Annotated in this window: 13 protein-coding genes and 1 tRNA gene; 8 read left to right on the top strand and 6 right to left on the bottom strand. The window is 70.2% G+C overall.

What is annotated here, in order from left to right; translation table 11 throughout:
- Positions 1-71 precede the first annotated feature (71 nt).
- The gene (gene wecB, locus VFO26_RS00530; protein ID WP_325112908.1) at positions 72-1,103 is read right to left on the bottom strand and encodes a non-hydrolyzing UDP-N-acetylglucosamine 2-epimerase; all 1,032 of its coding nucleotides are present in this window, start codon (positions 1,101-1,103) and stop codon (positions 72-74) included.
- Positions 1,104-1,264: 161 nt separating this feature from the next.
- On the opposite strand from wecB, the gene VFO26_RS00525 reads away from it, so the two are divergent.
- Both VFO26_RS00525 and VFO26_RS00520 read left to right on the top strand, forming a co-directional pair.
- Positions 1,265-3,253: a HelD family protein gene (locus VFO26_RS00525; protein WP_325112907.1), complete on the top strand. Its 1,989-nt coding sequence runs from the start codon at positions 1,265-1,267 to the stop codon at positions 3,251-3,253.
- A complete protein-coding gene (locus VFO26_RS00520; RefSeq protein WP_325112906.1) occupies positions 3,250-4,545 on the top strand; it encodes an alpha/beta hydrolase in 1,296 nt (431 codons plus the stop codon). The genes VFO26_RS00525 and VFO26_RS00520 overlap by 4 nt, the downstream gene beginning before the upstream one ends.
- 104 nt (positions 4,546-4,649) lie before the next feature.
- Here VFO26_RS00520 and VFO26_RS00515 read toward each other — a convergent pair whose 3' ends face one another.
- The gene (locus tag VFO26_RS00515; protein ID WP_325112905.1) at positions 4,650-6,263 is read right to left on the bottom strand and encodes an adenylate/guanylate cyclase domain-containing protein; all 1,614 of its coding nucleotides are present in this window, start codon (positions 6,261-6,263) and stop codon (positions 4,650-4,652) included.
- Between the two features lie 287 nt (positions 6,264-6,550).
- On the opposite strand from VFO26_RS00515, the gene VFO26_RS00510 reads away from it, so the two are divergent.
- The gene (locus VFO26_RS00510; protein ID WP_325112904.1) at positions 6,551-7,168 is read left to right on the top strand and encodes a class I SAM-dependent methyltransferase; all 618 of its coding nucleotides are present in this window, start codon (positions 6,551-6,553) and stop codon (positions 7,166-7,168) included.
- A 146-nt stretch (positions 7,169-7,314) separates the two neighbouring features.
- On the opposite strand, the gene VFO26_RS00505 is transcribed toward VFO26_RS00510, so the two are convergent.
- Positions 7,315-7,758, bottom strand: coding sequence for an SRPBCC family protein (locus tag VFO26_RS00505; protein ID WP_325112903.1), 444 nt, complete (start codon positions 7,756-7,758; stop codon positions 7,315-7,317).
- Between the two features lie 250 nt (positions 7,759-8,008).
- Positions 8,009-8,081: transfer RNA gene (locus tag VFO26_RS00500), tRNA-Lys, on the bottom strand.
- 295 nt (positions 8,082-8,376) lie between these two features.
- Here VFO26_RS00500 and coxB point away from each other — a divergent pair.
- The 5 genes from coxB (at position 8,377) to VFO26_RS00475 (ending at position 13,593) form a co-directional block, all read left to right on the top strand.
- The gene (coxB, locus tag VFO26_RS00495) at positions 8,377-9,435 is read left to right on the top strand and encodes a cytochrome c oxidase subunit II (protein WP_325112902.1); all 1,059 of its coding nucleotides are present in this window, start codon (positions 8,377-8,379) and stop codon (positions 9,433-9,435) included.
- Positions 9,432-11,369 (top strand): cytochrome c oxidase subunit I, encoded by a 1,938-nt coding sequence (gene ctaD, locus VFO26_RS00490; protein ID WP_325112901.1) that lies wholly within the window; start codon positions 9,432-9,434, stop codon positions 11,367-11,369. Before coxB ends, ctaD begins: the two co-directional genes overlap by 4 nt.
- Positions 11,366-12,220, top strand: a complete 855-nt coding sequence (locus VFO26_RS00485) for a hypothetical protein (protein WP_325112900.1) — start codon at positions 11,366-11,368, stop codon at positions 12,218-12,220. Before ctaD ends, VFO26_RS00485 begins: the two co-directional genes overlap by 4 nt.
- Entirely contained in the window at positions 12,217-12,843 is a 627-nt protein-coding gene (locus tag VFO26_RS00480) for a cytochrome c oxidase subunit 3 (protein ID WP_325112899.1), read from the top strand. The genes VFO26_RS00485 and VFO26_RS00480 overlap by 4 nt, the downstream gene beginning before the upstream one ends.
- A gap of 105 nt (positions 12,844-12,948) precedes the next feature.
- Complete coding sequence (locus VFO26_RS00475; RefSeq protein WP_325112898.1) at positions 12,949-13,593, top strand: universal stress protein; 645 nt, start codon at positions 12,949-12,951, stop codon at positions 13,591-13,593.
- Between the two features lie 9 nt (positions 13,594-13,602).
- On the opposite strand, the gene VFO26_RS00470 is transcribed toward VFO26_RS00475, so the two are convergent.
- Together VFO26_RS00470 and VFO26_RS00465 are read right to left on the bottom strand one after the other, a co-directional pair.
- The gene (locus tag VFO26_RS00470; RefSeq protein WP_325112897.1) at positions 13,603-14,316 is read right to left on the bottom strand and encodes a c-type cytochrome; all 714 of its coding nucleotides are present in this window, start codon (positions 14,314-14,316) and stop codon (positions 13,603-13,605) included.
- A 12-nt stretch (positions 14,317-14,328) separates the two neighbouring features.
- Entirely contained in the window at positions 14,329-15,078 is a 750-nt protein-coding gene (locus VFO26_RS00465) for a tetratricopeptide repeat protein (RefSeq protein WP_325112896.1), read from the bottom strand.
- Between the last annotated feature and the right edge of the window lie 15 nt (positions 15,079-15,093).

Here is a 15,093-nt window from a genome sequence, read left to right as displayed (position 1 = left end):
CGGGCGCGCGAGAACACTGCTCGCAGCGCCCGCGGTCCGCGAGGTTCTCGACACGCAGTCGTGATCCGGTGTCAGAGGGACCCGAGCACGCTCGCGATGCGCCCGGCCGCATGTCCGTCGCCATAGAGCGGCGGTGCCTCCGCCGGGAAGCGCGCCGACCCGACCGCGGCCACGAGGGCGTCTGGATCGTCGTCCACGAGCAGGTTGGCGCCCACCACGACGGTGTCGACCCACTCCGTCGAAGGCCGCATCGTCACGCAGGGAACGCGGTACCAGTACGCCTCCTTCTGGAGGCCGCCCGAGTCGGTCGCGATCACGCGGGCCTGTGATGCCGCCGACGCGAAGGCGAGGTAGCCGAGCGGCTCGCGCAGCTCGACGTTCTCACCGAGCGGGATCAGCTCCGTCTCGAGGACGGATGCCGTGCGCGGGTGCGCGGGGAGGACGACCGTCTCGTCGAGCTGCGACAGCCCCTGGACGATGCGCCGCAGTCGCTCCGGGCGGACGTTCGCCTCGCGGTGAACCGTCGCGACGACGTACGTTCCCGGACTATGTGGTGGGGGCACGCGCTCCCTCGCGATCGGCGCGAAGCGGAGCGTCGCGTCGGCCATCACGTCGCCCACGACTGCCGTCCGGCCGGGCACGCCCTCGTCCCGCAGCGTCGCCGCAGACCGCTCGTCCGGGCAGAGCAGGAGCGCCGCCAGCGTGTCGACCTCCATCCGGGCACGCTCCTCCGGCATCGACAGGTCTCCGCTGCGCAGCCCCGCCTCGACGTGCGCGATCGGGACGCCTTCGGCCGCTGCGGCCCGCGCTCCGGCGAGGGTCGAGTTCGTGTCGCCTAGGACGAGGACGAGATCCGGACTCTCCGCATCGATCACGGCGCGGATCGGCGCAGTCATCGCGTGGAGATCCGGCGTCCGCAGATCCAGCCGGTGCGCGGGCTCCGCGAGGCCGAGCTCCTCGAAGAAGACCCGGGAGAGCTCGTCGTCCCAGTGCTGGCCCGTGTGGACGACGACCTCCTCGAGGCCGGCCTCGCGGAAGGCCTCGCCGAGCGGCGCGGACTTCACGAACTGCGGGCGGTTGCCGACGACGGTGAGGATCTTCATGAAGGAGGGGGCTCGTGGGGGAACCATGGGTTCCCCCACGTCGACTGCTGGGGGCGGTTGCCGACGACGGTGAGGATCTTCACTGGGCGACCAGCCTAGACGCCCGCCTCGAGCTGCCGATCGACCTTGTGAGGCGGCCTGGTCTCGCCCATCCTTGTGCCGTGACCCATCCCGACCTCCCGGCCGAGCAGGCGTACGTCGACCATGCCTACGACTGTCTCGACCGCATGCGCGGCCTGGTCGAGCGCGCGGCCGACGCGACCGACAGCGAGGTCGCGGCGCTCGCGCTGGAGGCGTGGGCCGTGCGACGGCTCAGGACGTTCGAGGACGCCGAGCGGGGCCTCTGCTTCGGACGCCTCGACCTGGAGGCGACACCGCGGCCGCTCTACGTCGGACGGCGCTGGGTGCACGACGACGAGAGCGAGGTGCTCGTCGTCAACTGGCAGGCGCCCGCCGCCCGTCCGTTCTACGTCGCGACCCCCGCCGAGCCGCACAACGTCACGCTGCGCCGCCGGTTCCGCACCGACGGCCGTCGCCTGCTCGACCTGAGCGACGAGACGCTCGACGGGTCGGGGTCGGTGGCGGGCGGGGACTTCCTGCTCGACGAGCTCGAGCGCAGCCGCGAGCCGCGCATGCGGGACATCGTCGCGACGATCCAGTCTGACCAGTATCGGCTCATCACGCGAGAGCCCGAGCCGCCGCTCGTGGTGCAGGGCGGACCGGGCACAGGCAAGACCGCGGTGGGGCTGCATCGGGCCTCCTACCTCCTTTTCTCGCAACGTGAGCGCCTGCGGCGGGTCCTCGTCGTGGGGCCGAACCCGACGTTCATGGAGTACGTCTCGCACGTGCTGCCCACTCTCGGGGAGGAGAGCGTCGAGCAACGGGCCGTGAGCGAGCTCGTGGACGGCATCTCCGCCACCGTCGCCGATCCACCCGCGGTCGAGCGCCTGAAGGGCGACCTGCGTATGGCGGACGTGATCGGGCGGGCGGCTGCCGAGCGGTCGGCGCCGCACCCGGAGGAGCTCCTCGCGCGGATGGAGGGCGAGTACGTGCGAGTGAGGGAGCGAGAGGTGCTCGAGCTGCTCGACCGCGCACGCGCGGAGCTCGGCCTCACGGCGCACGCCCGCGAGCGCTTCCGCATGGACGTGCTGCGCCACTTCTACGAGGACTACGGTGCCCGCCTCGGCGGCCTGGCGTGGCGCGACTTCGGCGAGGTCGAGCGGGCACTCCAGGCGAAGGGGTTCCTCACGCGCTGGCTCGACCGTGTCTGGCCGGTCGCGTCGCCCGAGGGCGTCGTGCGCTCGCTGCTGACCTCGCGGGCACGTCTTCGCGAGGCCGCCGACGGCATCCTCGACGCGGGCGAGCAGCGGCTGCTCTACCGGTCACGAACCGGCTTCGCATGGAGCGAGCACGACGTGCCGCTGCTCGACGAGGCGCGTGCCCTGCTCGCGGAAGCGCCCCGGGTGTTCGGGCACGTGATCGTCGACGAGGCGCAGGACCTCACACCGATGCAGCTCCGCGCCGTCGCCCGCCGCGCGAGAGGCGACTCCCTCACGATCCTCGGCGACATCGCGCAGGCGACCGGCCCCGTCGCGTATCCGAGCTGGGAGGACGTGCTCGCCCACCTCCCGGGCGAGGCGGATGTCGAGGAGCTCCGTCACGCCTACCGCGTCCCCGCGGAGATCATGGAGCTTGCCTTGCCGCTCCTCGGGCGAATCGCGCCCGACGTCTCCCCGCCGCTCGCGTTCCGCGGCGGCGCCGTACCGCCCAGGATCGAGCGTGTCCAGCCCGACGAGCTCGTCGTAGCGGCTCTTCGCGCGGCGCTCGCGCTGGCGGAGGAGGAGGGGCTTCTCGCCGTGATCCTCCCCGAGTCGCTGCTACCGGAGGTCGAGGCCCATTCGGCCTACGACGACGGGATCCCGCTGCTCTCCCCCCGACGGGTCAAGGGCCTCGAGTTCGACCACGTCGTCGTGGTCGAGCCGGCGCTGATCGCCGAGGGCGAGACCGGCCTGCGCGAGCTGTACGTCGCGATCACGCGCCCCACCCGGACGCTCGTCGTCGTCCACGCCCACTCCCTCCCGCTGGAGATGGGCCTGCCCGAGGCGGCCGCCCCGGGCTGGCCGTCGGTCTCGCCCGTGCAGGAGCAATGACGACGTCCGCCGCGGGCGACCGCCTGAGCGGCACGGCCGGTTCCCGCCTGTGGTCGGAGACGATGCTCGTCCGCGCGTCGATCGGGCTCGTCGCCCTCCATGTCGCCGACGACAGCTTCTTCCAGCCGCAGCCGGGAACCTCGGCCGGCGATCACCTCGTGAGCGGCCTCGTGCCCCTGGCCGTGCTCGGGCTTGCGGCCTGGGCGTATCCCCGGGTCCGCGCCGGCTTTCGGGCAGTGGTCGCGCTGATCCTCGGCGGCTTCGGGATCGTCGTCGGGATCGAGGGCGTCTACTACACGACAAAAGGCGGTCCGACCGGGGACGACTTCACAGGCCTGCTGGCGATACCGGCCGGGGCCGTGCTGATCGGGATCGGGCTCGTCACCCTGTGGCGGTCGAGAAGGACCGACGACAGCCTCCTCCGCCGGTACCTCCGACGGTTCCTGATCGCGGTGGGCGTCATCGCGGCCGTGTACGTCGTCGTCGCTCCGCTCTACGCCTCCTACGTGTTCACGCACGTTGCGCGCGGGTTCGTGCCCGGCGCGGAACTCGGCGCCGCCCACGAGGATGTCTCGTTCACGACGGATGACGGGCTGACGCTGAGAGGCTGGTACGTCTCCTCGAAGAACCGTGCCGCCGTGATCGTCTTCCCGGGGCGAAAGGGCCCACAGCGGCAGGCGAGGATGCTCGCGCGCCACGGCTACGGCGCGCTTCTCTTCGACCGGCGGGGCGAGGGTGAGAGCGACGGCGATCCGAACGTCTTCGGCTGGGCGGGAGAGAAGGACATCAGGGCGGCGGTTGAGTTCCTCCGGAGCAGGCCGGAAATCGACCCGGACCGCATCGGCGGCCTCGGCCTCTCCGTCGGAGGCGAGATGATGATCGAGGCGGCCGCGGAGTCGGATGGGCTGAAAGCAGTCGTCTCGGAAGGTGCGGGGATCCGCTCGATCCGCGAGGCGCTCGCGATACCCGGCGCGGGGCCGCGGCTCACGTCGGCGCTGGTCCACGCCGTCGTCACCCCCGGTGTCGCGTTGTTCTCGAACACGCTTCCGCCGCCGAGCCTGGAGGATCTCGTCGGCCGGATCGCACCGCGGCCGGTCGCCATCATCTACGCGATGCCGGGCCAGGGTGGCGAGGCCGAGCTCTCGCAGGTGTTCTACGACGCCGGGCGAGAGCCGAAGACGATCTGGCGCGTCCCGGGTGCCGGGCACACGGGTGGCATCGAGGCCCGGCCGGCGGAGTACGAACGACGTGTGGTCGGCTTCTTCGACCGAGCGCTGCTCGATCGCCCCTGATCTCGCGCAGCGTCGCTCGGCATCTCGTTGAGGGATCACCGGGACGCGCTTCCCCGGTGCGCCAGGTGCTGCTTCGGTGGCCCTGGGCCCTTGGGCCTCGGCGGTCAGCCGACAGTCACCCAGACCGCTCCCTCGCCGACTGCGACCCCTCGCGGGATGCCTCCGAGCTCGATGGTGCTCGCGATCGCGTTCTCGAGCGGGTCGACGCGAGAGACCGTGCCTGCCGTGCTGTTGGCCACCCAAACCGAGCCGGCGCCGACTCCGACACCGAGAGCGCCCGACCCGACTTGGATCGACCGCACGGCGGATCCCCGTGAGGGGTCGACGCGCCAGAGGATTCCCTGGAAGTTGTCGGTGGTCCAGACGGCTCCCTCGCCCGTCGCGATCCAGCCGAACTCGTGCGGAACCCCGATGGTGGCCGCCGAGTTCGTCGCGGGATCGACGCGCACGACCGCATCCTTCCGGTTCACCCAGACAGCGCCTTCTCCGACCGCGATGCCCTCCCCGGCGGAAGCTCCGCTGAGCCCGGGCGGCAGCGGTATGGTCGCCTCGAGCTTCGCCGTCACCGCGTCGATCCGCCAGACGACGTCCGCGTCGATGTTGGTGATCCACAGAGAATCCGCGCCGTAGGCGATCGAGCTCGGCGACGGTGCGTCGGCAACGCAATCCGGCGGCAGCTTCGTCAGTAGCTCGACGTGATTCGATCCGGGGTCGAGCCGGAAGACCGTGATGTCGGGACAGCCCGAGACGAGCCAGACGAAGCCCGCCCCGACGGCGAGACCGGTCGGAGTCGTGCCGGTGCCGATCGTTCGCGCGTCCATCGCACGTGGGTCGATGCGCGACAGGGTTCGATCCTCGCCGTTCAGGACCCACACGGAGCCTTCTCCGATGACGACGTTCGACGGGCTCGTGCCGACCTCGACCGCCTCGACGACGTCGTTCGTGGCAGGATCTATCACGGCGACCGAGTTGGGCCGCACGGCCACGTCGCCGCCTCCGTTCGACTGGCCCAGCACCAGGACCAGGATCCCCGCGGCGGCCGCGAGGACACCGGCGAGGGCGGCGAGAAGCGGGACGCGGCGTTGGAGGCGCGGGCGGGCGACCGCTGCCTGCGCTGCCTCCGCGAGTTCGTCCTCGCGCCCTTCGAAGGCGGTGCTCACCTGGCCCGTTCGTGGCGGGGGAAAGTCGGTCGCGAGACCATGAGCCACTAGCTGGAACAGACGCTCCGGCCGGTCGAAGTCCTTCAGATCGTGCAGGCCGAGGTCGCGGAGGTCGATCCCATCGGGTAGGTCGTCCTCGGCCACTGCCCGGCTCGCATCCGAGAGCAGGATCTGGCCGCCGTGGGCAGCGCCGCAGATCCGGGCGCCGCGATGCAGGCCGAGACCGACGTAACGCTCTGACCCCACGGTCGGCTCGCCCGTGTGGATGCCCATCCGAACCCTGACCTCGACGTCCTGCGGCCACGCGTGAGCGGCAAGGGCGCGCTGCCCCTCGACGGCTGCGGACAGTGCGTCCTTCACACGCGAGAAGGCGACGAAAAAGGCATCGCCCGTTGTGTCGATCTCGTGGCCGCCCGCGTCCTCGAAGGCCGCCCGGAGCAGTCGCCGGTGATCGTCGAGAAGCTCACCGTAGGCGTCGCGAAGCTGCTTGAGCAGCCGCGTCGAGCCCTCGATGTCGGTGAAGAGGAATGTGACGGTTCCGCTCGGGAGCTCGGTCATTGCACGCGCAACCTAATGGTCGAATCGCATGTTCTCCAACACCAGCGGCCGGGTGGGATTGAGTGAGATCCCGGGTACGAGGCGCAGCGAGATCCCCCGGACGGGCACTCGGTGCTCTGGTACATCGACCACCGCCTCGCGCGCGCACCGGCTCGAGCAACGCCAGGAGGCCGGGCGCGCACGCGTCGGCGTGGAACCCCAAAACCGAAATGGTCACGAGGGCGAGCTCGCGCCGGTAGTACGGATCTTCGGCCATCAGGCGATCGTCTCCTGCTCGAGAGGTCGAGTTGCGCTCCGGCGTCGTCGAGCTCGGTTGCGGGAGCGGGCCGCTCAGGCGCCATCTCGTCGCTGCCGGGCACGAGGTGATCGCGACCGATGCCTCTCCGGGGATGCTTGCCCTCGCCCGGTGGACCGCGCCCGACGCACGCTCGGTCCTGCGGGTCGCGTTGCACAACGACGGGATCCCGGACGCCGACGCGATCGTCGGCCTCGGCCATGCCCTCAACTACCTTGCCGACGCAGAATCCTTGGATCGCACCCTGGTAGCCATTGCGAGCGCGTTGCGCCCGGGCGGCGTGCTCGCGATCGATCTCTGCGATCTGGAGTGGGGCGAGCTGCGGCGGGACGCTCCCGGCGCGGGGAGGATGGGCGAGGACCGGGCGATCGTCACGAAGTTCTCCGTGCCCCGTCCCGATCGCTTCGTGCGGCAGATCGCGACGCTCCTGCCAAACGCCGACGGCTCGTGGTGTCGTGACGACGAACGGCACGACAACGTGCTGATCGACACCTCACGAGTTCCCGAGCTCCTGGCGGAGCATGGCGTCGAGGCGACGATCGACTCGTCGTTCGGGAGCGAGCGTCTCCCGGACGGTCTCTATGCGATCAAAGGAACCCGTGGGGGCTGACCGCCGGGGGTGCGCGCCACGTGAGGGCCGCGAGGGTCCGGCGGGCACCCATCGTCGGGATCCGGGAGCTCGACGCGTGCGCCCACGTTCTCGGTACATGCAGCGTCGGGGATTGCGGAGTGTTGAACCGTGATCGACCGAGACGCCTACGAACCGCGCTCCAGCCGCTCCTTGAGGTGTTGCATGTTGCGGGGCATCTCGTCCTGAACCTTCCTCCCGACAAACAGCGGGAGCAGCAGCTTGCCCAATCCGTGGCCGTGCAGGTCAAGCTCGATCGTGACGCGAGAAGCCGTGCCATTGTCGAGAGGGTCGATCGTGCCCTTGACGTCGCCTCTCACCGGGCCGTCGAGCCCTCGGACTGTCCAACTCGTCGGCGGGTTCAAGCCGGCAACCTCGGCGCTCTGAGTCATCTCGCGCCCGCCGACACGCCGTGTCACACGAGCGGTGGTTCCGACGTCAACCGGCGTCTTGGACGATTCCGAGCGAACGACGCTCTCCTGCCACTCCGACAACTTCGTCGGATCAGTCACATATTCGAACACGTCGTGGGGACTGCGGCTGATCTCGGCGCTCACAACGATGGGCGGCATGGACGCCCTCCTTCGTCGGATACGAATCCTGATGGTGCCGCAAGCGGCGCTTCGCGTCTACGCAGCCGTCCTGGCTGCCCGTCGCCGAACACGTCCGAGAGTCGTACGCCCGCCCCCTCGACGCACAGGACGTCGAGCAGCCCGCCGTTGCTGCCACGGTTGCACATCAGGTCGTGCCCGTCGACGCGCAGCACGTGCCCCTCCCCTCCCCGCGGGCGCGGGGAAGCCCGCGGACACGCATGCATGATCATGGGCCGTGAAGGATTCGAACCTTCGACCTTGGGATTAAGAGTCCCCTGCTCTACCAGCTGAGCTAACGGCCCGAGGACGGGGAAGGATAGCGCCGGGGGTGGGGCGTGTTGTGTGGGGCACGCGTCTGCGGCCGGAGGGCGGCTTTGCCGCCCGGGAGGCCCGGTGCGGCGGTGTGTGCGCGACGGCGAAGGAGGGGGCTCGCGGGGGAACCATGGGTTCCTCCGCGCTCGTCCCCTGCTCTACCAGCTGAGCTAACGGCCCGAGGACGGGGAAGGATAGCGCCGGGGGTGGGGCGTGTTGTGTGGGGCACGCGTCCGTGGGGGAACCATGGGTTGCCCCACGCGTGCTGATGTATCGTCGCGGACGGTGATCCGCCGGGGCGCCATGGTCAAGATGGTCGTGATCGCCGCGCTGGCGGCGCTGATCGCGACGCTCGTCGCCGTGCTCATCGACTGGCTGCCCGAGTCCGCCTCCGAGGAGATGGACCGGATCACGTTCGTCTACTGGTTCGCGACGATCATCTGCATCGGGATCTTCTCGCTCGTCGCCGCCGTGATCGTCGAAGCGGTGTGGGCGTTCCGGGTCAAGCCGGACGACGACACCGACGGCCCGCCGATCCACGGGCATACCGGGCTCGAGGTCGCCTGGACCGTCGTTCCGGCGCTGCTCGTGATCGCGATCGGGGTCGTCAGCGCGGTCGTCCTCTCCAAGAACGCGGATGCGGGGAGCGACCCGCTGCGAGTGAGGGTCTTCGCGCAGCAGTTCGCCTGGCGCTTCGTCTACCCGGGGGACGTGCGCTCGGACGAGCTCGTGCTGCCCGTCGACCGCGGGGTGGAGTTCGAGCTCGAGTCGGCCGACGTGATCCACTCCCTGTGGATCCCCGAGATGGGGCAGAAGCAGGACGTGGTGCCCGGGGTGACGCAGGAGATCGTGATCACGCCGACGCGGACGGGACGCTTCACGCTGATCTGCACCGAGCTGTGCGGGCTCGGCCACTCCACGATGCGTGCACCCGTCCGCGTGCTCGAGCAGGCGGCGTTCGCCCAGTGGCTCGAGCAGCGGGGCGCCGAAGGCGAAGGAGGGGGCGCGGGCGCGGGGAGCGGTGGTGGAGGCTCGGGCGGCGGCACGACCACGGCGCTCGGCCGCGAGACGTTCGCGAGCGCAGGCTGCGGCGGGTGCCACGCCTTCGAGCCCGCCGGGAGCGATGCTCAGATCGGGCCACAGCTGGACGACCTCGCCGCCGCCGCCGAGGAGGCCGGCGTGGCGCTGCCCCAGTTCGTGCGTCAGTCGATCGTGGATCCCGATGCGGTGATCACGCCCGACTACCAGCCCGGCGTGATGCCGAAGGACTTCGCAGAGAGCCTGTCACCCGAGGAGCTCGACGCGCTCGTCGCGTTCCTGAGCGGAGAGGAGGGCACGGAGTGACGACGACGGTCGACGAGCACGCCCAGCACGAAACGCCTCACGGCCATGCCGGGCCGCCCCACCGTCGCGGCCTCCTGATGCGGCCCGGGTACGTCCGCGCGGCCTGGTGCACGGCGGCGTTCTTCCTGATCGGGATGTACATCGTCGTCACGCTGCGCTGGCTCGCCGGCTGGGATCCGGTCTACGACTGGGAGTACATCGTCCTGATCGCCGGGATGGTCGCGGCCCCGCTCGGCTTCCTCCTCGGGATCGGCGCCTTCGACTACTGGCTCTACTGGATCTCGGGACGCCCCACGCTGGTGGACGACCATGCGAACCACGGCGCCTACAAGTGGACCGACTACTTCAAGGTCAATACCGACCACAAGGTGATCGGGGTCCAGTACCTCGTCACGACGTTCTTCTTCTTCATCGTCGGCGGCTTCCTCGCGATGCTCTTCCGTGCGGAGCTCGCGGAGCCCGGGATGCAGTTCTTCGACACTCAGACCTTCAACGGCCTCGTGTCGGCCCACGCGACGCTGATGATCTTCGTGTTCATCATCCCGGCCTTCGCCGGGCTCGCGAACTTCGCCGTGCCGCTGATGCTCGGTGCGCCGGACATGGCGTTCCCGCGCCTGAACGCGCTCAGCTTCTGGATGCTGCCGATCGCGGGCGTGATGTTCCTGGCGAGCTTCCTGGCACCGGGCGGCGCCTTCGCGACGGGCTGGACGAGCTACGCGCCGCTCGCCTCGGAGCAGCCTTTCGGCCAGGTGTTCTTCAACATGGGCGTCCAGTGGGCGGGGGCGTCGTCGATCGCGACCGCGCTCAACTTCCTCGTCACGATCATCACGATGCGCGCGCCGGGAATGACCTTCTGGCGCATGCCCCTCCTCGTCTGGGCCAACTTCACGACCTCACTCCTGGTCGTGATCGCGACGCCGTTCATCGCCGGCTCCCAGTTCTTCGTGATGTTCGACCGGGTGATGCACACGAGCTTCTTCACTCCGGACAACGGCGGCTACGTGCTCGGGTATCAGCACATCTTCTGGTTCTACTCGCACCCGGCGGTCTACATCATGATCCTGCCGGGGTTCGGGATCATCTCCGAGATCGTCTCCGTGATGAGCCGCAAGCCGATCTTCGGCTACCGGCTGATGGCGATCTCGCTGCTCGGGATCCTCGTGCTCGGCTTCTCGGTGTGGGCACACCACATGTTCGTTGCCGGCATGGCCGATTGGCTGCGCGTGCCGATGATGATCTCGACCCTCCTGATCGCGGTGCCGACCGGCGTCAAGGTGTTCTCATGGCTGGCAACGTTGTGGGAGGGGAAGATCCATCTCAACACTCCGATGCTGTTCGCGCTCGGCTTCATCTCGATGTTCGTGATCGGTGGGCTGTCGGGCATCTACCTCGCGTCGGTGCCGATCGACATCCATGCCTCCGACACGTACTTCATCGTCGCCCACATCCACTACGTGCTGTTCGGCGGGTCGGTGTTCACGATCTTCGCCGGGATCTACTACTGGTTCCCCAAGATGACCGGCCGGATGTACAACGAACGGCTCGGGAAGCTGCACTTCTGGATCACGTTCGTCGCGTTCAACGTGACCTTCTTCCCGATGCACTGGGTGGGCCTGGTCGGGATGCCGCGACGCGTGGCCGACTACGCGGGGACGTTCGGCGCGCTCAACATGGTCATCTCGATCGCATCCTTCGCGCTGGGCGCGTCGGTCGCGATCTTCGCCTACAACGTGATCACGAGCTGGGCACGTGGGCCGATCGCCGGGTCGAACCCGTGGCGGGCGATGACGATCGAGTGGCAGGTCTCGTCACCGCCGCCGGTGTTCAACTTCGACGAGATCCCGCAGGTCGTCGGCGGCCCGTACGAGTTCGGCGTGCCGGGGGCGAAGCATGCCGTCCTGAAGGGCGGCGCGTTGCAGGAGGCTCGACTGTGAGCGAGACGGAGCCAACCAAGCACGTCCTCGTCGTCGCGAACGAGACGCTCGCGGGCGACGAGCTCGTCGACGCCGTCCGGACGCGGGCGGAACAGGGCCCCATCCGCACCGTCGTCATCGCGCCGGTCAACGAGCCCAGCGCGGGGTACGTCGTCTACCGCAACTCGCGGCGCGCCTCCGCGGGCAGGCGGGTCGACAAGATGGTGGCGGCGCTCCGCGCTGCGGGGATCCCCGCGCACGGCGACGTGTTCGAGGGCGGCCCGATCGCCGCCGTCCAGGACGTGCTCGCGCTCGAGGACGTCGACGAGCTGATCGTCTCGACCCATCCCCAGCAGACCTCCGGCTGGCTGCGGAAGAAGAACGTCCTCGCCGAGCTCCGCCGGCTGGCCGGCGACCGGCCGTTCCAGCACGTCGTCTCGGACGTCGCCGCCCGCACCGGCCAGGCGAACGTGCTCGTCGTCGCCAACGAGACCGTTCTCGGCGACCGGCTGCTCGCCCGGATCCGGCAGCGGGCGGCGGAAGGGCCCGCCGGCTTCCTGATCGTCTGCCCCCAGAGCGATCCCGACCAGGGTGGGCACCCCGAGGCCGAGCGGCGCCTGCGCGCCGCGCTCACGGTGCTGCGCGACGAGGGCATCGAGGCACACGGGCAGATCGCCCACCCCGACCCGTACACCGCCACGATGCAGGTGATCGACGACGAGCGGGTCGACGAGGTGATCATCTCCACCTTCCCGGGCGAGCGCTCCGGGTGGCTCAGGCGCGACGTCGTCGAGCGGCTTCGCAAGGACGCGGGCGTCCCCGTCGAGCACGTCGTCGCCGACGTCCCGGCACCTGCGGGGGCGGGGACGTGAGCGCCCACGCCGAGACGGCAGCGGACCACGGCGGGCACGCGCACCACGGTCCGCCGCTTGCGAACAAGAGCGCGCGGATCGACTCCGCGACGCTCGGGATGCTGCTCTTCATCGCGTCGGAGGCGATGCTCTTCGGGGCGTTCTTCACGGCCTACTTCTTCGTCCGCGTCGTCAACCCGGACGCGCCCGCGACGTGGCCTCCGCCGCCGTTCGAGTTCCCGGTCTTCGTGGCGTCGGTGAACACGGCGATCCTGGTCACGTCCAGCTTCACCATCCACTGGGCGACGCAGTCGATCAAGCGCGGCGACCGGAACGGCCTCAAGGCGGGCCTCGTGATCACGATCCTGCTCGGGTCGGCCTTCCTGCTCACGCAGGCGATCGAGTACGCCCACGTCGGCTTCAACACGGGCGACGGCGCTTTCGCCTCGGTCTTCTTCGGCCTGACGGGGCTTCACGGCGCGCATGTCTTCGTCGGGCTGTCGCTGCTGACCATCGCGGCCGTGCGCGCCTTCCGCGGGCACTTCTCCCCCGACCACTACCACGGCGTCGAGATCCCCGGGATCTACTGGCACTTCGTCGACGTGATGTGGATCATCGTGTGGGCGGCGGTCTACTTGCTGTAGCGCGTCGCCAGGATTCGCGCCGAAGGCTCGAATCCGCTAGATAGACAGGTGCGTTATGACACGTATGGGGCGATCATCCAGCGGCTCCCCCGGAGCCGGAGGCGCATGAAGAACCCGCTCCGAGACGAGTCGTCCGCGTTCCAGGTCGTCCTCGTCACGCTGGGCGGGGCAGTGCTCGTCGTGCTGGCGGCGTGGATCGACGAGTGGCTCGGCCTGGCGGTGTTCCTCGCGCTCCTGGGGGTGGCGCTCTGGGCGATCAGGGGCGGGATGCGCCAGCGTCCGCCGCAGGCGCACGTCGTCCGCGACGGCGGGCCCACGCGACGCATCCTCGTGGTCGCGAACGAGACGGTCGGCGGCGGCGAGCTGCTCGAGCTCCTCGGGCGCAAGGCGGAGGGCGTGCGCGAGGAGATGCTGATCGTCTGCCCTGCGCTCAACTCCCGTGTGCGCACGTGGACGTCGGACGAGGACGGCGCGCGCGCGGCGGCGCAGGAGCGCCTGGACGAGAGCCTGGCGCGGCTGCGCGAGGCCGGGGTCAGCGCGAGGGGCGAGATCGGCGACGGCGACCCACTCCAGGCCCTCGAGGACACGCTCCGTGAGTTCCCGGCCGACGAGATCGTCGTCTCGACCCATCCGCCCGGGCGCTCGCACTGGCTCGAGCAGGGCGTCGTCGAGCAGGCCCGCCTTCGGTTCGACGTGCCGGTCACGCACGTCGTGGTGGATCTCGCGGGCTCGGTGGCGGAGCCCGCGTAGGAGCTTCCGTCAGCCGCCGGCGTTCTCGGTCACGAAGGTCGCAACCGCGTCGATCTGCTCCTCGCTCAGCTGACCCTTGAACGACGGCATCCCGCCGCGGCCGTTGGTGATCCGGTCGAGCGCGAGCTCCTTCGACGGCCGCGCGTCGTCGAGGTTCGGCCCGACCGTGCCGTTCGAGGCCGCGGCCGCGAGCGTGTGGCAGCCGCCGCAGCCGGCAGAGGCGAAGATCGACTCGCCGTCGGTGTCACCTCCCGACGGCGGCGTGGACTCCGGCGGGCTCGCCGGGTCGATCGGTCGGCCGTTCGCGTCGAGGCCCGCGACCGACGCGACATACGTCGCGACGTCCTCGGCGTCCTGGCCCTCGAAGATGTTCGCCGGCATGCCCGGAGCGTCGGTCGACGGGTCGGTGACGGGGTAGGCGATCTGCCCACGGACGACCTGCTGGATCGTGTCCTCCCCCAGCCCGTCGATCCGCGACTGGACGAAGGCGAAGTCGAGGTCGGGGCCGATCCTGCCGGTCGTCCCCGCGTCGCGGAGCGTGTGGCAGCTGCCGCAGCCGGACGTGAAGAGCTCCTTGCCGCGGATCCGGTCGCCCGTGCCCTCCGAGTACCCGACCGTGTCTCCGCACGCCGCAAGGGCGAGCCCTGCGAGGAGGGCGAGCGCGATCAGGGCGACTGCGTGCCGCCGGCGCCGACTCGGTGCAGTGAGGCTGCCTCGCTCCACGCGGGAGCGAGTCTAACCACCCGCTGCCGCGGCGGTCTGCCGCAGCTGCTTGAGCTGTTCCCTCACGACACTCGCGCTCGGGTCGTCCGGCGCCAGCTCCAGGAACCGCTCGTACGCGGCGATCGCGGTCGTCGCGTCGCCGACCTGCTGTGCGGCCTGCGCGAGCTCGAGCTGGACGTTCGGGTCCTGGGGCTGCAGGGCCACGAGCCGCTGGTACGCGTCGACCGCGAGCGTCGCCTCGGTCTGCGCCTCCCCGAGCGCTTCGGACACGCGCCCGCTCACCGATGCGTTGACGGCCGTCGTGACGGGGTCGGAGAGCACCGACGGCCCCGACGGGGCGAGGAGCGACGGGAACCCCTGGGCCGGGGCGAGGAAGGCGGCCCGCACCTGCGCGAGCTGGGCGTCGCGCTGGCGCTCGGTGGCGCGCGTCAGGTGAAGCCCTGCCAGCTCGCGAAGCGCGCTCGGGTCCTTCGGGTCGAGCTCGATCGCCTTGTTGAGGGCGGTGATCGCCTCGGCGGTCTCCCCCTCGGTCTCGTACGCGGTCGCGAGGTTGCGCCAGGCCTCGGCGTCGTTGGGCCGGTCCTCGGTCTCGCCGCGAGCGTCGGAGACGGACTGCACCCCGGCGCCGCCCGAGCCGCGGAAGACGTCGCCGACGCCCACGCCGCCGGCGCCGACACCGAAGAGGACGAACCCGAGCCCGAACACGAGCGCGAGCAGCACGAACATCCACTTGGCGTGCCGCCGCAGCCGCGGGAAGAACATGGTGTCCTCGATCGT

Origin of the sequence: Gaiella sp. (assembly GCF_035710885.1) — a bacterium.
Lineage (GTDB): Bacteria > Actinomycetota > Thermoleophilia > Gaiellales > Gaiellaceae > Gaiella.
Note: the sequence above shows the minus strand (reverse complement) of the source record. Positions and strands in the feature narration are given on the sequence as shown.

Excerpts from the sequence above, each read along its gene's own strand:
- VFO26_RS00505 (WP_325112903.1), bottom strand. The coding sequence starts at position 7,758 with ATGCCGCCCATCGTTGTGAGCGCCGAGATCAGCCGCAGTCCCCACGAC.
- VFO26_RS00515 (WP_325112905.1), bottom strand. The coding sequence starts at position 6,263 with ATGACCGAGCTCCCGAGCGGAACCGTCACATTCCTCTTCACCGACATC.
- VFO26_RS00520 (WP_325112906.1), top strand. The coding sequence starts at position 3,250 with ATGACGACGTCCGCCGCGGGCGACCGCCTGAGCGGCACGGCCGGTTCC.
- VFO26_RS00475 (WP_325112898.1), top strand. The coding sequence starts at position 12,949 with ATGAAGAACCCGCTCCGAGACGAGTCGTCCGCGTTCCAGGTCGTCCTC.
- wecB (WP_325112908.1), bottom strand. The coding sequence starts at position 1,103 with ATGAAGATCCTCACCGTCGTCGGCAACCGCCCGCAGTTCGTGAAGTCC.
- VFO26_RS00465 (WP_325112896.1), bottom strand. The coding sequence starts at position 15,078 with ATGTTCTTCCCGCGGCTGCGGCGGCACGCCAAGTGGATGTTCGTGCTG.